General features: G+C 54.5%; 19 protein-coding genes and 1 other annotated feature. Of the genes, 10 read left to right on the top strand and 9 right to left on the bottom strand.

The annotated features are described in order from the left end of the window. Both hisG and hisL read right to left on the bottom strand, forming a co-directional pair. Positions 1 to 900, bottom strand: a complete 900-nt coding sequence (gene hisG / locus AC6I77_RS12240) for an ATP phosphoribosyltransferase (RefSeq protein ID WP_004571317.1) — start codon at positions 898 to 900, stop codon at positions 1 to 3. A 45-nt stretch (positions 901 to 945) separates the two neighbouring features. Continuing rightward, positions 946 to 1066 (bottom strand) — a sequence feature (His leader region). Then, a complete protein-coding gene (gene hisL, locus AC6I77_RS12235; RefSeq protein ID WP_100396937.1) occupies positions 1042 to 1089 on the bottom strand; it encodes a his operon leader peptide in 48 nt (15 codons plus the stop codon). It overlaps the preceding feature by 25 nt. A gap of 179 nt (positions 1090 to 1268) precedes the next feature. Between hisL and AC6I77_RS12230 the strand changes: the two genes are divergently transcribed. Beyond that, positions 1269 to 2096: an SDR family oxidoreductase gene (locus AC6I77_RS12230; protein ID WP_497816968.1), complete on the top strand. Its 828-nt coding sequence runs from the start codon at positions 1269 to 1271 to the stop codon at positions 2094 to 2096. Positions 2097 to 2694: 598 nt separating this feature from the next. Here AC6I77_RS12230 and AC6I77_RS12225 read toward each other — a convergent pair. From AC6I77_RS12225 to puuD, 5 genes are all read right to left on the bottom strand, one after another. Further along, complete coding sequence (locus tag AC6I77_RS12225) at positions 2695 to 3618, bottom strand: glycosyltransferase family 2 protein (protein WP_497816967.1); 924 nt, start codon at positions 3616 to 3618, stop codon at positions 2695 to 2697. Further along, on the bottom strand, positions 3615 to 3974 hold the full coding sequence (locus AC6I77_RS12220) for a GtrA family protein (protein ID WP_497816966.1): 360 nt from the start codon (positions 3972 to 3974) through the stop codon (positions 3615 to 3617). Before AC6I77_RS12220 ends, AC6I77_RS12225 begins: the two co-directional genes overlap by 4 nt. A 404-nt stretch (positions 3975 to 4378) precedes the next feature. Further along, positions 4379 to 5656, bottom strand: coding sequence for an NAD(P)/FAD-dependent oxidoreductase (locus tag AC6I77_RS12215; RefSeq protein WP_497816965.1), 1278 nt, complete (start codon positions 5654 to 5656; stop codon positions 4379 to 4381). 19 nt (positions 5657 to 5675) lie between these two features. Continuing rightward, positions 5676 to 6233, bottom strand: coding sequence for an HTH-type transcriptional regulator PuuR (puuR, locus tag AC6I77_RS12210; RefSeq protein ID WP_008926054.1), 558 nt, complete (start codon positions 6231 to 6233; stop codon positions 5676 to 5678). Then, positions 6226 to 6993 (bottom strand): gamma-glutamyl-gamma-aminobutyrate hydrolase, encoded by a 768-nt coding sequence (gene puuD, locus AC6I77_RS12205; protein ID WP_497816964.1) that lies wholly within the window; start codon positions 6991 to 6993, stop codon positions 6226 to 6228. Before puuD ends, puuR begins: the two co-directional genes overlap by 8 nt. 204 nt (positions 6994 to 7197) lie before the next feature. Between puuD and AC6I77_RS12200 the strand changes: the two genes are divergently transcribed. Further along, positions 7198 to 8613 carry a glutamine synthetase family protein gene (locus tag AC6I77_RS12200; RefSeq protein WP_497816963.1) on the top strand — a complete coding sequence of 472 codons (1416 nt, stop codon included), beginning with the start codon at positions 7198 to 7200 and terminating at the stop codon, positions 8611 to 8613. 404 nt (positions 8614 to 9017) lie between these two features. After that, complete coding sequence (locus tag AC6I77_RS12195; RefSeq protein WP_004571330.1) at positions 9018 to 10376, top strand: APC family permease; 1359 nt, start codon at positions 9018 to 9020, stop codon at positions 10374 to 10376. Between the two features lie 49 nt (positions 10377 to 10425). Here the strand turns inward: AC6I77_RS12195 and ygbI are convergent, their stop codons facing one another. Continuing rightward, entirely contained in the window at positions 10426 to 11187 is a 762-nt protein-coding gene (gene ygbI, locus AC6I77_RS12190) for a DNA-binding transcriptional repressor YgbI (protein ID WP_008926050.1), read from the bottom strand. A gap of 266 nt (positions 11188 to 11453) precedes the next feature. On the opposite strand from ygbI, the gene ltnD reads away from it, so the two are divergent. The 5 genes from ltnD (at position 11454) to AC6I77_RS12165 (ending at position 16523) form a co-directional block, all read left to right on the top strand. Further along, on the top strand, positions 11454 to 12359 hold the full coding sequence (gene ltnD, locus AC6I77_RS12185) for an L-threonate dehydrogenase (protein ID WP_275769032.1): 906 nt from the start codon (positions 11454 to 11456) through the stop codon (positions 12357 to 12359). Further along, entirely contained in the window at positions 12359 to 13621 is a 1263-nt protein-coding gene (otnK, locus tag AC6I77_RS12180; protein WP_497816962.1) for a 3-oxo-tetronate kinase, read from the top strand. The genes ltnD and otnK overlap by 1 nt, the downstream gene beginning before the upstream one ends. Next, a complete protein-coding gene (otnC, locus tag AC6I77_RS12175) occupies positions 13614 to 14258 on the top strand; it encodes a 3-oxo-tetronate 4-phosphate decarboxylase (protein WP_375150270.1) in 645 nt (214 codons plus the stop codon). Before otnK ends, otnC begins: the two co-directional genes overlap by 8 nt. Next, complete coding sequence (locus AC6I77_RS12170; protein ID WP_004571335.1) at positions 14258 to 15043, top strand: HPr family phosphocarrier protein; 786 nt, start codon at positions 14258 to 14260, stop codon at positions 15041 to 15043. Before otnC ends, AC6I77_RS12170 begins: the two co-directional genes overlap by 1 nt. Before the next feature lie 124 nt (positions 15044 to 15167). Beyond that, on the top strand, positions 15168 to 16523 hold the full coding sequence (locus AC6I77_RS12165) for a GntP family transporter (RefSeq protein ID WP_004571336.1): 1356 nt from the start codon (positions 15168 to 15170) through the stop codon (positions 16521 to 16523). A gap of 60 nt (positions 16524 to 16583) precedes the next feature. Here AC6I77_RS12165 and sbcB read toward each other — a convergent pair whose 3' ends face one another. Beyond that, complete coding sequence (gene sbcB / locus AC6I77_RS12160; RefSeq protein ID WP_004571337.1) at positions 16584 to 18011, bottom strand: exodeoxyribonuclease I; 1428 nt, start codon at positions 18009 to 18011, stop codon at positions 16584 to 16586. Positions 18012 to 18588: 577 nt separating this feature from the next. On the opposite strand from sbcB, the gene dacD reads away from it, so the two are divergent. Both dacD and AC6I77_RS12150 read left to right on the top strand, forming a co-directional pair. After that, complete coding sequence (gene dacD / locus AC6I77_RS12155) at positions 18589 to 19752, top strand: serine-type D-Ala-D-Ala carboxypeptidase DacD (RefSeq protein ID WP_497816961.1); 1164 nt, start codon at positions 18589 to 18591, stop codon at positions 19750 to 19752. Between the two features lie 252 nt (positions 19753 to 20004). Further along, entirely contained in the window at positions 20005 to 21063 is a 1059-nt protein-coding gene (locus AC6I77_RS12150) for an FUSC family protein (protein WP_004571339.1), read from the top strand. Positions 21064 to 21209 lie beyond the last annotated feature (146 nt).

The raw sequence follows: 21209 nt of genomic DNA, 5'->3' as shown, positions 1-21209 counted from the left end.
TTACTCCATCATCTTCTCAATAGGCAGCACCAGAATGGAACTGGCACCCAGTGCTTTCAGCTTTTCCATCGTTTCCCAGAACAGGGTTTCGCTGCTGACCATGTGCATCGCTACGCGGCTGACATCACCTGCCAGTGGCAGAACGGTCGGACGCTCTGCGCCAGGCAGCAGGCTAATCACTTCTTCCAGACGCTCACTCGGCGCGTGCAGCATGATGTACTTCGATTCACGCGCTTTAATCACGCCCTGAATACGGGTCATCATCTTATCGATCAGCTCCTGCTTGGCGGCAGGCATCTCGCCGTCACGCTGAATCAATACGGCTTTGGAACGATAGATGACTTCAACTTCGCGCAGGCCGTTGGCTTCCAGGGTTGCACCAGTGGAGACCAGATCGCAGATGGCATCCGCCAGACCCGCACGGGTCGCCACTTCCACGGAACCGTTCAGTAGACAGGTTTTGAAGCTGACACCTTTTTTGTCGAGGTATTGTTTGAGCAGGTGAGGATAAGAGGTGGCGATGCGGGACTTATCGAGGCATTCCGGGCCGGTGTACTCGGCGTCAGTCGCCATCGCCAGTGACAAGCGGCAGCCGCCGAAATCCAGGCGGCGCAGCGTGAAATAGCGCGGATCTTCACCCTGAGCACGACGTGAGAGCAGTTCTTCTTCCAGCACGTTCTCACCGATGATGCCTAAATCGACCACGCCATCCATCACCAGGCCAGGGATATCGTCATCGCGCACACGCAGGATGTCGATCGGCATGTTCTCCGCAAACGCAATCAGGCGCTGTTGCTGAAGGTTGATTTTAACGCCGCAGCGCGCCAGCAGTTCGCGTGAATCATCACTTAAACGGCCAGATTTCTGCATAGCTATGCGTAAACGGGTGTTATCTAACATGGTTCCTGTCCTTTTCCTGTCCTGAATGTGTGGTTACGTCAGCCCATAAAAAAACCCCCGGAAGACGATCTTCCGGGGGTTCTCTTGCGTTCACACCACTGGAAGATCTTGAAAGTCTTCCAGCACCAATCGCCTGAAAGACTAGTCAGGATGATGGTGGTGATGATGGTTGAACTGAACGCGTGTCATAATAATCTCGTCGATGAATGAGTATTCATTTGTGAGGTTTAACCTAACGAAGATGGCTGCGCTTGGCAACACTTTTTTAAACAGGCGGTTCAGAAAGCGCTGAAACAGGTTGTTCTGGTTTGCAATCCGGGGGCAAACTACGGTGAAGTCAGGGTTGATGTTTCACGTCAGGAGTCAAAATGAAGAAGGTCGCGATTGTGGGACTGGGCTGGCTGGGTATGCCGCTGGCCACGGCGTTAACGGCGCGAGGCTGGCAGGTTACCGGCAGCAAAACCACGCCAGACGGTGTTGAAGCCGCACGCCGCTGCGGCATTGAGGCGTTCCAGCTGGAACTGACGCCGGAACTGCTGTGTGATGCTGCCGATATCGAGCCGCTCTTTAACGTCGATGCATTAATCGTCACGTTACCTGCCAGCCGTACTGCGGAAGGCGGCGAAGCTTATCTGCAGGCGGTGCAGAATGTGGTCGATACCGCGCTGGTGTATAAAGTGCCGCGCATCATCTTTACCAGCTCAACGTCAGTCTATGGCGGCAGCTCTGGCATTAAACGGGAAAACAGCCCGCTGACCGCCGAAACGGTAGCCGGTAAAACGCTGGTTAAGCTGGAGAGCTGGCTGCACGATCTGCCAGGAACCAGCGTGGATATTGTGCGTCTGTCCGGTCTGGTCGGGCCAAAGCGCCATCCGGGACGCTTCCTGGCGGGCAAGCAGGATGTGGCGAATGGCTCGCAGGGCGTGAATCTGGTGCATCTGGATGACGTGGTCGAGGCGATTACGCTGCTGCTGCAGTCGCCCAAAGGGGGCCGGGTTTATAACCTCAGTGCGCCGAAACATCCGACGCGCGACACCTTCTATCCCGCAGTTACCCGTCAGTTGGGGTTGCAGCCGCCGCAGTTCGCGCCAGAGGCCATAAAGGATAGTGGGAAGCTGATTGATGGGTCGCGTATCTGTAATGAACTCGGGTTTGAGTATCGCTATGACGATCCGGTGAAGATGCCGCTGGAGTGAATCGCATCTTATGAATATGCCGAGGTGATGATTTTGAGTTTATAAAGTATTTTTAAGTTCTGTGTCGGACGGAGTAAAAAATTCCGTCACGACCCACCTTAACATTCTAAGGCGAGCCAGCTCAGTAATTAATTTCATTTTAAAAAATCCTGTTTATTTCTGAGCCAGGAAAGTTCACATATAGAATTCATAAACGAAGGGAGTGCTGTAAAAAATTATTTTTTGCCCTATACTTTATGCGCTTAAGTGCATGACGACTCCTCATTTTTAGCATGAATGACTTTTGTGTTTTATGATGTGATTTATTGCAGAATCAGGTTGATTGCTATTGCTGTGTTAATGAAATCCCTAATGTGGGCTTTCATTATTGACTTGATTCTGAATGAGGGTTGACTATAATCACGCCGCTTTCCATTTAACTGAGGCACTATTAGTTAATACATGTATGATGCTTGCTTTATGAATAATTTAATGAACCTCACTTTCTTTTGAACGAGCCAAAGATCTATTATGACTTTTGTCAAACAGGCTTGTTTGTTGCGAGTCAGAGGGGATCTTTCCTGGCTCGCCTTTCATTATAAAGCCTGATCTTCTCTGTCTAAATTGATTGGTCTTTCTTAATAATATATCTCGGACGCTGCTTAGTCTCGATATAAATCCTGCCGATATACTCTCCCAGCACACCAATACCAATTAGCTGAATACCGCCAAGGAAAAGAATAGAAACGAGAATCGACGGGTAACCCGCTACCGGATTTCCCCAGATCAGCTTATCTGCAATCATCCAGACGCCGTAAATGAAAGAGAGCCCGGCCACAAAGAAACCGATATAGGTCCACATGCGTAAAGGAAAGGTAGAGAATGACGTTATCCCCTCCAGGGCAAGGTTCCAGAGTTTCCACCCATTAAATTTTGTCGAACCCGCGATGCGTTCAGCGCGCGTGTATTCAACGACCTCTGTTTTTCCGCCTACCCATGAAAGAATACCTTTCATAAACAGATTTCGCTCAGGTAGAAGCTTAATGTTATCGACAATATGACGGGACATTAACCTGAAATCACCCACATTTTCTTCAATCTGCGGCTTGCTAATCATGTTGTGTAATTTATAGAACCATTCAGCGCTTTTACGCTTCAGGTGGCTATCGGATGAGCGGTCAACCCGTTTAGCCAGCACAACATCTGCGCCTTCTTTCCACTTCGAGATCAGGAGCGGAATAACCTCGATCGGATCCTGCAGGTCTACATCTATAGGAATAACCACATCTCCGGTCGAAGCCTCAAGGCCTGCAAACAGGGCGGGTTCTTTGCCAAAATTTCGTGTAAAGCACACGTATTTGACTAACGCGTCATTTTTCATGATCGCCTGAATCAGAGATTCAGTGTTGTCTGTGCTGCCATCATTGACGAAAACAATCTCAATCTCATCATCTGCAAGCGGCGTGTAATTTCTTACAGTCTGATAGAAAACAGGAAGTGTTTCCTGTTCGTTCAGAACGGGAACAACAAGCGATATTTTCATTTCTTATCTCGGAAAATGATGTATTTCGAATAGACAAAGCCGCATACCAGACTTATTGCTGAGAAGACGATGAGGGTTACGACAGGGTTGACCTTCATCCGGTCAGCATAGGAACCAATCATGACGGCAACCATGCCCATGAAAAACACATACATGATGTAGCGGATCGTTGTGGCTTCTGAACTGAACGTCCACTTTGCGTTGGCAAAGAAAGAGAAGGTGACAGCAATGCAGAATGCAATAAAGTTAGACAGTGACTGCTGCAAACCCCTCTCTACACAGATGGCGAAGGTCACCCAATGGATCAGCGTATTGATGACACCAACTGACATGTATCTGGCAAAAAGTTTCAGCATGGCAAAGTTCTGTAAAAAGTGAGGTGCAAATCCTGACACCTGGCAGCGATAGGATCAAGAAATTGTTAAGGCCGTAATACCATTTCATCCAGAGAGTAGTTGTGTACATCTGCAAAGAATTTGGGTGTCTGACCAATGCACTTTTCAGTCATGTGATAAGTTTTGCTCTTCAGCACATAAAAAAGGGTCTGCTACCGCTTAAAAATCGCCCTGGAAAATTTATACGCGAAATTATCGCAAAGCGACGCAATCAGGCCTGGTAGTAACTAAAACTGCACGCAAAACGTATTTGATTCACCGTTCTGCGTCAGACCTTTCCTGCTTTTGTGGGGCGTTTGAATATCAAAGCATCAATAGCAATGCGGCAAGATTAAGTCTTACTTAGGGTAGGGTAAAAAATAACCTTACACCCCCAGCCGATCCCTCAACGTATACCACACCGCGCCCATTGCCGTCAGCGGCACCTTAAAGCGTCGGCCACCCGGGAACGGCAGGTGAGGCAGGCGGGCAAAAGCATCGAATCGTTCGGCGTCGCCGCGTAACACTTCGCTTATAAGCTTCCCGGAGAGATGCGTGCTGGTCACACCATGGCCGCTGTCGCCCTGCATAAAGTAGACATTGTTCTCCAGCCGGCCAAACTGCGGCATGCGCGACAGCGTCAGCAGGAAATTGCCGCTCCAGCTGAAGTCCAGCTTCACATTCTGCAACTGCGGGAACGTGCGCGCCAGTTTGGGTCGTATTAACGCTTCGATATCCGCCGGTTCACGTGCGCCATAGACCACACCGCCGCCATAAAGCAGCCGGTTATCTGCGGTCAGTCGGAAGTAATCCAGCAGATAGTTACAATCTTCCACACAGTAGTTGTTCGGCATCAGCGATAACGCCTGGTCGGGTGTCAGCGGCTCGGTCGCGACAATCTGCGATCCACACGGCATGCTTTTCCTGCTCAGGCGCGGCTCCAGTTGCGGTGACAGATAGGCGTTACCGGCGAAGATCACAAACGTTGCGCTCACCTCGCCCTGAGCCGTTTTCACCCGATTAGGTGTACCATAAACCACATTCGTTGCCGCAGACTGTTCATAGATGCGCCCGCCATGTCGCCGGATGGCTTCTGCTTCACCCAGTGCCAGGTTCAGCGGATGCAGATGACCGCCACGCCGATCCAGCAGTCCACCGACGTAGCGTTCGGTGGCGACTTCGCGGCGAATGGCGCGTTCGTCCAGCAGCTCCAGATCGTGATTGCCATACTGCTGCCATAACGCTTTCTGTTTCTGCAGATGCGCCATCTGGCGCGCATTCAGGGCCGCAAAGATGCCGCCAGGACGGTAGTCACACTCAATTGCATACCGCTTAATGCGATCGCGGATAATCTCAGCGCCTTCAAACATCATGCCGCCCAGCATGCGGGCGCTCTCTATGCCGTAGCGCTGTTCAATCACATCTACGTCGCGGCTGTAGGAGTTCACCACCTGACCGCCATTACGACCGCTGGCACCAAAGCCGACGCGTGCTGCTTCCAGCACGACCACGTCGTAACCCACCTCGGTCAGATGCAGTGCCGCCGAAAGACCGGTGAAACCACCGCCAATAATGCAGACGTCACACTGAATACTCTCCTGCAGCATCGGCCAGGGCGCATGCGTATTGGCGGTCGCAGCGTAATAACTCTCCACATAATTCATAACAACCTCCGGAATGCGCCTAGAAATTTGCTGGCGTGTGGGCACTGACAATGCGGCACGGGAAGTCTGCACTGTTGGTAAAGCTGTGCGGTAAGCCGGTATCAATCACGTAACTCTCTCCGGCGGAGAGATGAAACGCTTGTCCGTTAATCACCAGCGTAATTTCGCCTTCCAGCAGCGTGCCGGTTTCCTCGCCCGGATGACGCAGCTTCTCGCCGGTACTGGCGCCGGGTTGATACGTTTCCAGCAGCATGCCCAGCGAGCGCTGCGCACCACCGTTGTCGATCAGCTTCAGCGAAACACCCTGGCTGCCAATCTCCACCAGGTCGCCGGGACGGACAATCACTTTGGGTTCTGCGTCCGGTTTGGGTTCCGAAAAGAATTCTGACAGCGATAACCCATAAACCTTCAGCAGCTTCTGCAGCGTGCTGACTGCCGGGCTGACTTTATCCTGCTCAATGGTACTGATGGCGCTGTGAGTCAGTCCGGCCTGTTCGGCAACCCGACGTTGCGACAGCCCCAGCGTCTGGCGAATCTGCGCCAGCCGTCGTCCTGGTGCCAGCGTGGCATCACTCATCTGCTTTTCCCCTGTGATAGCGAATGGCGGCCTGAATAAAGCCGCTGAACAGCGCCTGTGATCCCGCCGTGATTTCTGGCTGCCACTCGGGATGCCACTGTACCGCGAGGGCGAAGGGATGATGGCGCAGACTGACGGCCTCAATCAGGCCATCCGGCGCACGCGCTTCAACGCTCAGTTGCGGGCCCGGTTCGCGTACGCCCTGATGATGCAGTGAATTGACCCTCAGTGGGCTATCACTGTCGAGTAATGTTGCCAGCACGCCATCCGGTTCGATAGTGACCTGATGTGCCGGTGCATACTGTTGATCCAGTGGCAGCGTCTCATCTTCATGATGACGCTGAAACGGCGGCTGACCGCTGACTTCTCTCCACAGCGCGCCGCCATTCGCCACCACCAGCTCCTGCATGCCACGGCAGATCCCGAATATCGGCATTTTGTGGCTGGTGGCCCAGGTGATTAGCTGAAAGGCAAGATGGTCCCGACCTGGATCGGCATGGGGCTCTTCGCCCGGCTCGCCATAATGCCAGGGTTCGATATTACTCGGGCTGCCGGTTAGCAGCAGGCCATCCAGAACAGCCATAGCGTTTTCTAATAGATGAGGGGCATTCATCAGACTGTGGGGAAGTGCCAGCGGCACACCGCCCGCAAGAACAATCGCGTCGATATATTTGTTGTGAACCGTCTGGGTCAGATGGCCGCCCAAATCTTTCTGACACATCACTACGCCAATCAACGGCTTGTCAAAAATAATGCCCATCTCCCGTCCTCGCATCGCTGTTCGAAATATCTACCGAAAAGGCACGTCTGGTGACTAAGTGTGCAATATTTTTTCAATCTAACAACCTGCTGTTTGTTCTTCAAACAGAATTGTTACATTTGCACACTTTTTATGTTGGCGCTATGTTAGTGGTGTGGCTGTTATTTTGAGCATTACGCAAACCTAATAGGGGCGGGTGAGATCATGACTAACCTGGTAGAAGTGGAAGACTTCATGCTTCACAGTGAAGAGAAACGAACCAGCGCGTTCCAGCTTGAGGTGAAAACCTGGCTGGAGCGCCATCCTGAAACGCAGTATGTCGACATCCTGTTAAATGATCTAAATGGTGTGTTCCGTGGCAAGCGCATTCCGGTCTCTGCGCTGTCTAAACTGGAAAAAGGGTGTTATTTCCCCGCCTCGGTGTTTGCCATGGATATCCTCGGCAACACGGTGGAAGAAGCGGGACTCGGGCAGTCACTGGGCGAACCTGATAACCTCTGTCTGCCCGTCACCGGTACGTTAGTTCCCTCCGCGTCTGACCCTCAACACATTGCGCAGCTGTTGTTAACCATGTGCAACCAAGATGGCACTCCCTTTGACGTTGAACCCCGAAATGTCCTTAACCGGCTGTGGCAACAGCTGCGTAACCGAGGGCTGTTTCCGGTGGTAGCGGTAGAGCTGGAGTTCTATCTGGTGGACAAAAAGCGTGATGCAGAAGGCTTTATCCAGCCGCCGTGTTCGCCTGGTAGTGATGAACGCAATATGCAGAACCAGGTCTACTCGGTAGATAACCTCGATCACTTCGCCGATGTGCTGCGCGACATTGACGATTTGGCGCGTCAGCAGGGCATACCGGCCGACGGCGCGCTGGCGGAGGCCTCGCCCGGACAGTTTGAAATTAACCTCCACCACACGCGCGACGTGCTGCGTGCCTGCGACCATGCGGTGCAGCTCAAGCGTCTGATTCGTCAGGTGGCGGAAAATCACGGTATGACCGCAACATTTATGGCCAAGCCGTATGAAGAGTATGCGGGCAGCGGTATGCATGTGCATATCAGCATGCTGGATGCGGCCGATCACAATGCTTTCGCCTGCGATGACGGCAGTGATTCGCCGCTGATGAAACGCGCGCTGGCCGGGATGATCGACCTGATGCCCGCGTCAATGGCGCTGCTGGCACCTAACGTGAATGCCTATCGCCGCTTTGTTCCGGATGCCTATGTGCCGTTGCAGGCCTCATGGGGCCATAACAACCGGACGGTTGCACTGCGCGTTCCCTGTGGCGATATTGATAACCACCGTATTGAGTATCGCGTGGCTGGTGCCGATGCTAACCCTTATCTGGTGGTGTCGGCTATTCTGGCCGGGATGCTGCACGGGCTGGATACTCAGTTGCCGTTGCCGCATCCGGTCACTGGCAACGGTCATCATGCCGAGGGGCTGGCACTGCCGATTCGTCAGAGCGATGCACTGTATGAATTTGACAACAGTTATCCGTTGCAGAAGTTACTGGGCGAACGTTTTGCCAGTGTCTGGCACAGCTGCAAGAATCATGAACTGATGCAGTTTGAACGGCTGATTACCTCTACGGAAATTGACTGGATGCTGAAAAACGCCTGAAACGCCGGTTTACCCGCACTTCCGTGCGTTATTTTTGCATAAGATGCCCCGATGGCTTGTATTTCTGCCACGGGTTGGGGCAGAATACGCGGCCTGCAAAATCAGATGATAACCGACGCTTCACGCGCCGGTTATTTTTTTTGCATCAGGTTTTAATAGAGCGTTTTTGCTGACTTAACCGAGGCCGGGCACGCACCCGGATAGATAAACACTGAAAACACGCGTAAGCGTGAGATTGAGGATTACAAAGATGGGGATGTTTTACACTCTGCCAGCTAACGCTGGTACGCGTTTTCGTGATGACTACGGCGCCGCGTTAACCGCTAACCTTTCTCCCTGTCGCTTAATGCGCAGTTGCCCTGTGACCCAGCCCAGCCAGGTTGTTGCACATGGGGGACTGAAGCATGTCGCTTAATACCTCCGCCGCACCGCAGCGTGCGCAACTCAAAAAAACACTCACGTTACTTCCGGTCGTCATGATGGGCTTAGCCTACATGCAGCCTATGACCCTGTTCGATACCTTTGGCATCGTTTCCGGGCTGACCGACGGTCACGTCGCCACCGCTTATGCTTTCGCGCTGGTTGCGATTCTGTTTACTGCTGTGAGTTACGGTAAGCTGGTACGCCGCTTCCCCTCTGCGGGCTCCGCTTATACCTACGCTCAGAAGGCAATCAGTCCGCATGTCGGCTTTATGGTCGGCTGGTCATCTCTGCTGGACTACCTGTTCATGCCGATGATCAACATCCTGCTGGCTAAAAACTATTTCGAATCGCTGGTGCCGGGCATTCCGTCGTGGATTTTTGTTGTGCTGCTGGTTGGGTTTATGACGCTCTCTAACCTCAAGGGCATCAAAACTGTTGCGAACTTCAACAGCGTGATTGTGGTGCTGCAGGTGGTTGTCATGGTTGGGATCACTGCGATGGTGATCTACGGTGTGGCAAGCGGCGTCGGTTCCGGTACGCTGGTAAGCAGCCGTCCGTTCTGGTCTGAGAATGCCCATGTGGTGCCGATGATTACCGGTGCGACCATACTCTGCTTCTCGTTCCTGGGCTTTGATGGCATCAGTTCGCTGTCGGAAGAGACCAAAGATGCAGAACGCACAATTCCTCGCGCCATTTTCCTGACTGCGCTGATTGGTGGTGTGATCTTTATCGCTGCGTCTTACTTCCTGCAGCTTTACTTCCCGGACATCACCCGCTTCCAGCACCCGGACTCCTCACAGCCTGAAATCATGCTGTTTGTCGCCGGTAAAGCGTTGCAGGTTGGCATCCTGATCTTCTCGGTGGTCACGGTGCTGGCATCCGGTATGGCAGCGCACGCTGGCGTATCGCGTCTGATGTATGTGATGGGCCGTGATGGTGTGTTCCCGGAGCGTTTCTTCGGTTATATCCATCCAAAATGGCGTACCCCATCGCTCAACGTGCTGCTGGTCGGTGCGATTGCGCTGATGGCGATTAACTTTGATCTGGTCACGGCTACCGCGCTGATTAACTTTGGTGCGCTGGTGGCGTTTACTTTCGTGAACCTGTCGGTGATCGCGCAGTTCTGGATCCGTGAGAAGCGTAACCGCACGCTGAAAGATCACGTTCAGTATCTGCTGCTGCCGCTGCTGGGTGCACTGACGGTGGGTGCGCTGTGGGTAAACCTGGAAGAGAGTTCTATGGAGCTGGGCCTGATCTGGGCCGCCATCGGGATTATCTACCTGGCCTTTGTGACCCGCAGCTTCCGTAATCCGGTGCCGCAGTTCAGCGAAGAAGTTTAATCGCGCTAACGTTGCCGCCTTTCCGCAAGAACGGAAAGGCGGCAACGGTTTAACTGGCCAGCACCAGCTCCCAGTTACCCATACTTAACAACTCCCGTCCTGCATTACTCAGTTTTTTATCGGTTATAACCACATCAAACCTCTCCAGCGGTAACGCCAGAAACGTCGCAATCCTGTTGTACTTCGAACTGTCACTCAGCAGCACCCGCTTACTGCTCACCTCACTCACCGCCTGTTTCACCATCACTTTATCTTCATCCGGCGTAAACAAGCCGCGCGGCCCCCAGCAGGAGGCGGAAATAAAGGCAATATCGATAGCCAGATGACGGAGGCTTCGTGCCGCCGACTCGCCGACACAGGAGCGGTTCTCCCGGCATACGGTGCCGCCAGTGTGAATAACCCGGCACTGACTCGCTTCCATCAGCAGATTCGCCACCATAAAATCATTGGTCACCACCAGCACATCATCCCGATCCACCAGCTCTCGTGCCAGCGCTAATGTCGTGGTGCCGGCATCCAGATAGATGCAGCTGTTACGCGGAATGTGCCCGGCCGCGGTGTGGCCGATAGCGCACTTTTCTTCGTTGTAGAGGGCGCTTTTCGTCAGATGTGAGGGTTCAGCCGCCAGCCGATCGGCCGAGCGTACGCCGCCGGAAACGGACAACACCGCACCTTGTTCTTCCAGTTTCTGCACATCACGACGTATGGTCATGTGTGACACACCCAGCCGCTCAGTGAGTTCTGCAATGCTGACCACGCCACGATCGGCGACCAGCGCCAGAATCTGTTGATGACGTTCAACCGGAATCATATCTGCTCCCTGATAATTATCATTTTTTCACACTATAAAGTATCTGCCGCTTATCCAGAACAAAAAATAGCAGCATGCACCCCATGATAGCTTGCTTTAACGCCCTTTAAGAGCCAGATTGCGGATAAATATGCCATGTTAAAAATTGTTCCTGTTCACAAGTGTGATGTTTTTTTGTGAGGGATAACACATTTTTACCGGGAGTAAGCTGGCAGGATTAACAGTAACAAACAAATAATCACTTAATTTAACAGTGGAGGCGTAACGTGCCAGCTGAAAACATCTGTGTTATCGGGTTAGGTTCTATGGGCATGGGTGCCGCGAAATCCTGTCTGCGTGCCGGTTTAAACACCTGGGGTGTCGATTTGAACCCCGCTGCGCTGGAGAGTTTACGTCAGGCCGGCGCGCGTGATGCGCAGCCATCTGCCTCTGCCTTTGCAGACCAACTTGATGCCGTCTTGCTGCTGGTGGTGAACGCGCAGCAGGTAAACGCCATTCTGTTCGGTGAAGCGGGCCTGGCTGCAAAACTGCGTCCCGGTACCGCAGTCATGGTTTCATCCACGCTCTCCGCGCACGATGCGCAGCAGATTGAACAGCGGCTGGCCGAACACCAGTTGCTGATGCTGGATGCCCCGGTTTCCGGCGGTGCCGCCAAAGCCGCAAGCGGTGAAATGACCGTGATGGCCTCAGGCAGCGACGCAGCCTTTGCGTACCTGCAGCCGGTGCTGGATGCGGTCGCGGCCAAAGTGTACCGCGTGGGCAGTGAAATCGGCCTTGGGTCTACCGTCAAAATTATCCATCAGCTGCTGGCGGGTGTTCATATCGCCGTGGGTGCAGAAGCGATGGCGCTGGCGGCGCGGGCCGGTATCCCGCTGGAAACCATGTATGAAGTCGTCACCAATGCGGCGGGCAATTCGTGGATGTTCGAGAACCGTATGAAGCATGTAGTAGACGGGGATTACAGCCCGAAATCAGCCGTCGATATCTTTGTGAAAGACCTTAATCTGGTCGCCGATACTGCCAAATCGCTGCACTTCCCGCTGCCGCTGGCCTCGACCGCCCTCAACATGTTCACCGAAGCCAGCAACGCGGGATATGGCCGTGAAGATGACAGCGCGGTAATTAAAATCTTCAGCGGTATCACGCTGCCACAGGCCGGGGAGAAAAACTGATGCGTCTTGGGGTCATAGCGGACGATTTCACCGGTGCGACGGACATCGCCAGTTTTCTGGTGCAGAACGGCCTGAGCACTATTCAATTCAACGGCATCCCCGCCAGCGAAGAAAACACCGGGGCGCAGGCGATTGTGGTCAGCCTGAAAAGCCGCTCCTGTCCGGCAGAGCAGGCGGTTGCCCAGTCGCTGGCGGCGCTGGCCTGGCTGCAGCAACAGGGCTGCGAGCGCTTCTACTTCAAATATTGTTCTACTTTCGACAGCACCGCGCAGGGCAATATCGGTCCGGTGACCGACGCCCTGCTGAACGCACTGGGTGAAACGCAGACGGTCATCTGTCCGGCGCTGCCGGTCAATGGCCGCACCGTCTACCAGGGCTATCTGTTTGTCGGTGATCAGCTGCTGTCAGATTCCGGGATGCGTCATCATCCGGTCACACCGATGCACGACAGCAACCTGCTGCGTCTGATGACGTCGCAGGCGTCGGGAAAAGCCGGGCTGATCGCAGCGGCGCAGGTCGAACAGGGCGTAGAGTCAGTGCGTCAGGCGCTGGGCCAGCTGGCGGCGCAGGGGATCAACTACGTCGTGACCGATGCTCTGCATCAGGATCATCTGGTGACGCTGGGCGCGGCGCTAAGCGATATGCGGCTGGTCACCGGTGGTTCGGGGCTGGCTATCGGTCTGGCACGGCAGTGGGCGACGGCTGAGACCGACGCTGAGGCGGAGCAGGCCGGTCGTCCGCAGGGCGATCGCGCCGTGGTGCTTTCCGGCTCCTGCTCGCAGATGACCAACCGGCAGGTTGCCGCGTATCGCCAGCTGGCACCGGCCTGCGAAGTTGAGATTGAACACTGCCTGAAAGATGCCGAAGGGTATGCCCGACAGCTGTGCGACTGGGTAGAAGCACATCGCCATCAGGCGCTGGCACCGCTGCTGTTTGCCACTGCGGACGCGCAACAGTTGCAGGTCATTCAGCAGCGCTATGGTGCGGAGCGCAGCAGTGAAGCCGTTGAGCAGCTGTTTGCCGCCGTCACCCGTGAGCTGAAAAAGCGCGGCTGGCAGCGCTTTATCGTGGCGGGCGGTGAAACCTCCGGTGTGGTTGCGCAGAGCCTGGGCGTAACGGCCTTTCACATCGGCCCGACCATTTCACCTGGCGTACCCTGGGTTCGCGATATCCATCAGCCGCTCTCACTGGCCCTGAAATCAGGCAATTTTGGCGATGAAGACTTTTTCCGCCGCGCGCAAACGGAGTTTACTTATGTCTGAATCTTTCTCTTTCGCGGAGCAGCAGGCGCGTGACGAAATGGTGCGTCTTGGCGCGTCGTTCTTTCAGCGTGGCTATGCCACCGGCTCGGCGGGTAACCTCTCCATGTTGCTGACCGATGGCAATCTGCTGGCGACACCCACCGGTTCCTGCCTCGGGGAATTACAGGGCGATCGGCTGTCAAAAGTCACGCCTGAGGGGGAATGGCTCTCCGGTGATAAACCCTCCAAGGAAATCGCGTTTCATCGCGCGCTCTACCTGAATAATCCCGACTGCAGGGCAGTGGTGCATCTGCATAGCCACTACCTCACAGCGCTGTCGTGTTTACAGGGTCTGGACAAGAAAAACTGCATTCGCCCGTTTACGCCTTATGTCGTGATGCGCGTAGGTGATGTGCCGGTCGTGCCTTACTACAAGCCGGGCGATGAACGACTGGCCGAGGATCTGGCAACGCTGGCACCGCGCTACCGTGCCTTTCTGCTGGCGAATCACGGTCCGGTGGTGGTAGGTAAATCATTACAGGAAGCGGCAGATAACACCGAAGAGCTGGAAGAGACTGCCCGGCTGATCTTTACCCTGGGCGACCGCCCGATTCGTTATCTCAATGATGGCGAAGTGGCGGAATTAAGGAGACGATAATGCCGAAGTTTGCTGCTAACCTCTCGACGCAGTTTACAGAATACCCCTTTGCTGAACGCTTCGCGGCAGCAGCTGAAGCCGGTTTTACTGCGGTGGAATTTCTGTTTCCTTATGACTATCCCGCCGCGCAGATAAAACAGTGGCTTGATGATAATCATCTGGAGCTGGTGCTGTTCAACACGGCTCCCGGCAACATTGCGGCGGGTGAGTGGGGCGTCTCTGCCATTCCCGGACGGGAAGCGGAAGCTAAGGCGGATATCGATCGCGCCCTGAGTTATGCGATTGCGCTGAACTGCCCGCAGGTTCATATCATGGCCGCGACGGTGCCGCCTGGTGCCGACCGCCAGCGCTACGTCGAGACCTTTATCAGCAACATGCGTTATGCGGCTGAGTGCTTTGCGCCGCACGGCATCACCCTGCTGATAGAAGCACTTAACCCGACAACCAAACCCAACTATCTCTACGCCAGCCAGTATCAGACGCTGGAGATGGCTGAACAGATCGACCGGCCTAATGTGTTTACTCAGCTTGACCTGTTCCATGCGCAGCGCGTTGACGGCAACCTCAGCCATCTGATTCGCCACTATGCCGGACGCTATCGTCACGTACAGATTGCGTCGGCACCGGATCGCCATGAGCCGGATGAGGGTGAAATTAATTATCCGTACCTCTTCGCGCTGCTGGATGAGGTTGGCTATACCGGCTGGATCGGCTGCGAGTATATCCCGCGCGGAAAAACGACCGAGGGGCTTGGCTGGTTTAAAACCTGGAAGATAAGAACCTGATTTAACGTGCTTTAAAACCGGTGTTTCGGCACCGGTAGGGAGAGGCTTGCCTTTTTTCTGGCCCTGTACCTGCTATTTCTGTACGCCGATAACCCAAAAAATATAACAATTTCTGAGGTTTACTATGTCCACCGCACTGCTGTTAGCCATAGCGACCGCCAGCATCGTGATCCTGCTGCTGCTGGTCATCAAAGCCAAAGTTCATCCGTTTGTCGCCCTGTTAATTGTCAGTCTGCTGGTGGCTATCGCGACCGGCATTCCGGCTGAAAAAATCATGGAGACGATTATCACCGGGATGGGTGGACTGCTCGGTCATATCACCATCATTATCGTTTTGGGTGCCATGCTTGGGGCGATTATTGAAGCCTCGGGCGGTGCTGAATCGCTGGCGCAACGCTTCAGTAAAACGCTGGGGCTAAAGCGAACCGTCGCGGCCCTGACCATGGCGGCCTTTATCCTGGGCATTCCGGTGTTTTTCGAAGTGGGCTTTATTATCGTCATCCCGCTGATTTATGGCTTCACTAAGGTGGCACGCGTCTCACCTTTGAAATTTGGTCTGCCGATGGCGGGTGTGATGCTGACAGTGCACGTGGCGCTGCCGACCCATCCGGGAGCAGCCGCTGCGGCGGGCATCCTGCACACCGATATGGGTTGGCTGATGATGCTGGGTATTGCGATTTCAGTGCCGGTCGGCATCATCGGCTACTACGTGGCGAAGGTCATGAACCGTCGCCATTACCATCTGTCGGTGGAGGTGCTGGAACAGTTGCAGATGGCGAAGCCGGAGGGACAGGAAAAGAAAAATGAGCCAGCTCCACCCGGCGCGCTGACCATCAGCGGTCTGATTGTGGTTCCGATTGTGTTAATTGTGCTGGGAACGCTGTCCCACACACTCCTGACAGAAGGGAGCCTGCTGCGAAATGTGATGACCGTGATTGGCACGCCGCCGATTGCCCTGCTGATTGCTTTAGGTCTGGCGGCGTGGCTGCTGGGCGTGCGACGGGGCTGGAGCAAAGACAAGCTGGAAGATCTGACCGGTCGCGCCATTCCTACCTCAGCCAGCGTGATTCTGGTGGCCGGTGCGGGTGGGGCATTCGGTAAAGTGCTGGTGGAGTCGGGCGTGGGTAAAGCGCTGGCGGTCACGCTTGAAACGCTGCATCTGCCGCTGGTCCCGGCTGCGTTTATCCTGTCGCTGGCACTGCGTGCATCACAGGGTTCAGCCACGGTGGCCATCCTGACCACCAGCGGTTTGCTGACGCAGGCGGTAACTGGTGTGACGGATATGCAGCGGGTACTGGTCACCCTCGCAGCCTGTTTTGGCGGCCTGGGACTGTCGCATGTCAACGATGCGGGATTCTGGGTGGTGACACGTTATCTTGGATTATCCGTCGCCGATGGTTTACGCACCTGGACCGTGCTGACGACAATAATGGGATTAAGCGGTTTTGCACTGACCTGGCTGGCGTGGACCGTACTCTGATTCAGCAATATCAGACACTCAGACCCGGCAGGTGATGCCGGGTCTGAGTGTCTCAGTACGTCAGGAAACCAGCTCCTGCGCATAGAGATAGAGCGCTTTCAGCTGCCCAACCTTTTCTGCATCCGCTTCATGCAGATTGGCCAGTCCCTCCAGCTCCTGCATAAAGGCCGACACGCGCTCAGCATTCAGCACTTCACGGCGATGCTGCAACCAGCGTTGCTGCTCGGCATCATCCAGCGTGCCGGGGAAGTTACGCGCCCGGTAGCGGAACAGCAGTTTTGCCACCCGTGCACTTTCAAAGCTCAGGTCGAGCGCGGGCAGATTCGCGGGCGCGGTCTGACGAATGATATTCATCCCGGCGCGGTCGGCATCACTGAAGAAGCCATCATAAAGTTGCGTGTCTACATCGTCTGACGGCGTAAACGGCTCCGCTTCCGCAAACAGCGTGACCAGCTTTTCCCGCACGTCGGGCTGCTGACGCAGCAGTGCCAGATTCGCCAGACAGTGCTGACGGTCAATGCCCAGACGGGCCGCATCTTCCGGACGCAGCGTACTGGCAGGGGCCAGCACCGGACATTTGTTAATATGCACCAGTTTTACCGGCACCGGCGGCAGATCGCCAAGGTCGTTTTTCGGCGTAAAAAGACGCTCACGAAGCGTGTCAACATCCAGTTGCAACAACGGCGACATGTCACCCGCCAGATCCACCACGATCAGCGCATTGCGGTTATCGGGATGCCAGGCCAGCGGCACGATCCAGCTGGTGTTGCCGCGCGCGGCACCGAACATACCGGAGACATGGACCAGCGGCTTCATCTGCGGGATGTCGATCAGGTTCATCAGCTTGTTTTTGTTTCGATGAGTAAACAAAAACTCAAACAGTTTTGGCTGCTTCTCTTTTACCAGCTTCGCCATCGCCAGCGTGGCGTACACATCAGACATCGCATCATGGGCATTTTCATGGGCTACGCCATTGGCTTTGGTCAGATGCTCCAGCCGGAAGCTGGGGAAGCCTTCTTCATTCTCCGGCCAGATGATCCCGTCAGGGCGCAATGCGTAACAGGCACGCATCACGTCCAGGAGGTCCCACCGTGAGTTGCCATTTTGCCAGGCCCAGCCATAAGGGTCATAGAAGTTGCGATAGAAGATATTGCGTGTCACTTCATCATCGAAACGCACGTTGTTGTAGCCCACCACACAGGTTTGTTCGGTGGTGAACAGCGTATGAATACGCTCGGCAAACTCTGCTTCGATCATGCCGCGACTCATCGCTATCTGCGGGGTAATGCCGGTAATCATCACGGCTTCGGGCTGTGGCAGATAGTCATCAGGCGGACGGCAGTAGAACACGTCGGGCTCGCCAACCGGATTAAACTCGCTGTCGGTGCGCAGGCCGGCAAACTGGGCGGGCCGGTCGCGAGAGGGGCTGGTGCCGAAGGTTTCATAATCGTGGAAGAGGAAAGTAGGCTGTACGCGGTCGTTATTCAAATTTCATATCCGTTCATTGCGTTCACTGACTTTATAAACAGAAAGCGAGAAAACGGCTCTCTGTTCGCTCTGAATTTGTCTGCGCACAGCAGGCTGAATGATGTTCGTTGTGTCTGATGTGCGCTGATTGTGGTTCAGCCGTGTCGTGCCATTATAGTGGCCCAATACAGCCGATGGGGCTTTACCTGTATGGTAAACCATAATCCGGCACGCCAGAAGTTAAGGGTTTAACCCGCTACATTGATTTTTAGCGGCATCGCAGCAAGAACCGCAGCGTCAGACGAATAAGACCCTGTTGGTGTCGTTTGTCACGCTCCCAGACCGGACGCTGTTTCGCCTGTTCTTACTGCGTCATGCCTGGCGCTCGCGGTGCAGGTCGCCCTATGAAATCTGCTCTTTACCTGTGGGATGACGCGGATCACTGGCGTTAACCCGGCACCTGGCAGGTCAAACCCCGTCATCAGTTCATACTTTTTTTCAATTTATTCAAACCTTCACAACGCTTTTAACGTAAAACGTGCGGCTGTTTCCGTTTCGTTTTAGAAATTTTCTCTCCCGTGTAATTAAGGATGAAGTGTTGAAAAGGCGTCTGCTGTTCACCGTTACCGCTACTCTATTTTGGGCCTCGCTGGCACAGGCTGATGCGATCCCCTTTCCTGTGACGCCTCCGGCGATTGATGCCGCTTCCTGGGTGCTGATGGATGCCACCACCGGGCAGGTCCTGACGGCGGGTAATCCCGATGAACGCCGCAATCCCGCCAGCCTGACCAAGCTGATGACCGGTTACGTGGTGGATCGCGCCATCGACCAGAAAAAAATCAGCCGCGACGATATGGTCACGGTGGGTAAAGATGCCTGGGGAGCGGGTAATCCGGTGTTTAAAGGCTCATCGCTGATGTTCCTGAAGCCAGGCGATAAACTGAGCGTCCGGGACTTAAGCCGTGGCGTCATCATCGATTCCGGTAACGACGCCTGCGTTGCGCTGGCGGATTACGTGGCGGGCAGCGAAGCAAACTTTGTCGGCATGATGAACCACTATGTCGAAAAACTGGGTCTGCAGAATACCCATTTTGAAACAGTGCATGGACTGGATGCACCCGGTCAGTTCTCCAGTGCGCTTGATATGGCAAAACTGTCACGCGCCATTATTGATGGTGAGCCGGACTTTTATGCCATGTACAGTGAGAAAACCCTGACCTGGAACGGCATCACTCAGAACAACCGTAATGGCCTGCTGTGGGACAATAATCTTCACGTTGATGGACTGAAAACGGGTCACACTGAGACGGCAGGCTTTAACATTATTGCCTCGAATGTGGTGGGCAAGCATCGCCTCATCGCCGTTGTGATGGGGGGTAAAAGTTCAAAAGGCCGTGAAGAGCAGGCGCGTAAATTGCTGGTCTGGGGCCAGAACACCTTTGATACTGTTCAGCTGTTCCACGCCGGTAAGAAGATTGGCACTGAAAATGTCTGGTACGGTAATCCTCATCAGGTCGATGTCGGAACCGCAGATGATGTGTATCTGTCGCTGCCGCGCAGTGAAGTGCAGAACGTGAAGGCGAAGTACGTCATTAATCGCAAAGATCTGGAAGCCCCGCTGAAAGCCAATGAAGTGGTGGGTGAAATTCAGGTGATCGATAAAGATCACCAGATTGCTCACTATCCGCTGGTGGCGCTCAGTGCGGTTGAACCGGCCGGTGTCATTACCCGCGTGACGGATTATCTGAAGCAGAAGTTCTGATTAGCCGATTGTCAGCACTAAAACGGGTAGCCTGCGGGCTGCCCGTTTTCACATTGATGCCCTGTGACTGCGTGTCGATAAAAGTTACAGAGCCGTAGCCAGTTGTTTTTAACTTCCGGGCAGGTATGTGAGACGGATGTTGATAATTGTAAGCGAACGTCAAAACTGTTTGAAATATCCCGCCTGCGCTAAGCCTGAGCCGCGTTCAGGGTTAAGATAGCCACATTATGTTCCCGCAACCGGAAAGCCACCTTGCGTCCTGATAAGCCCATATCAAAACTGGAGTTCTGGTTTTATCGCCATTACCGCTCCGTTCACGGCGTGCGCATTGCCATCGCCTTTTTGCTCTGCTTCATCTTTGTCCGGGCAACCGGGATACCTGAAGGCACCTGGCCGCTGATTACACTGGTGGTGGTGATGGGACCGATCTCCACCTGGGGAAATGTCTTTCCGCGCGCGCTGCAGCGTATCAGCGGCACGGTGGCGGGCTCCATCTCCGGTCTGATTGCTCTGAAGCTGGAACTGATCTCGATGCCGGTGATGCTGGCCTGGTGCGGTGTCATCATGGTGATCAGCGGCTATCTGACGCTGGGCAAACATCCCTACATGGCGCTGTTGATCGGAATTACGCTGAGTGTGGTGGTGGGTGCGCCAACCGGCGATTTCACCATGGCATTGTGGCGGGGCGGTGATGTGATTCTGGGATCGCTGATGGCGCTGCTGTTTACCGCGATCTGGGCGCAGCGGGCCTACATCCACTGGCGTATTCAGCTCTCTGACGCGCTGGCGGAAATGGCGAAGATCTATCACGCCGGTTTTTCGCCCAACCTGGTTGAAAAGCCGCGTCTCAACAAGCCGCTGAGCAAATTGCTGAGCAGCGTCATTAAGATGCGAGCGCTGCTGGAGCCGTCGAGCAAAGAGACGCGCATCCCGAAGTCGGTGCTTGAAGCCATTCAGACCATTAACCGTAATATGGTTAACACCATTGAGATGCAGATTAATGCCTGGTGGGCATCGCGTGAAAGCCATCTGATTATGCTTAACGCACCCGCACTTCGCCGCACCCAGCAGATGACCGAGAACACGCTGCGGGCGCTGTCGGTGATGGCGATTGAGGGGGAAACGGAAGAGGTGATTGCCAACAGCCATGAGCTGACTGAAATCAGCGGCGAACTGCGACGGCTGATCGCCGACGCGGGCAGCGATGGTCTGGAAGAGACGCCCATCTACGGCTACGTCTGGCTGACGCTGGAACTGGCGAAACAGCTGGAGCGGATGACCGATCTGATGCGAATGGCGCTGCGCAAATAATCACCTCAGACAATGACTTAATGTGAAACCGGGTTTCTTTGCGCTAAGATAAGAGCCAGTCTGAATTTAGCTGTGAAAATTGCTTACCTGGCGGGCTAGCCGCTAAGCTGATCGTTTTGACTCTCTCCCTGCGTCAGCAGGCTCAA

It is taken from the genome of Pantoea sp. X-Soil-ISGK-259 (genome assembly GCF_059730705.1).
This window is presented reverse-complemented; position numbering and strand designations above follow the sequence as displayed.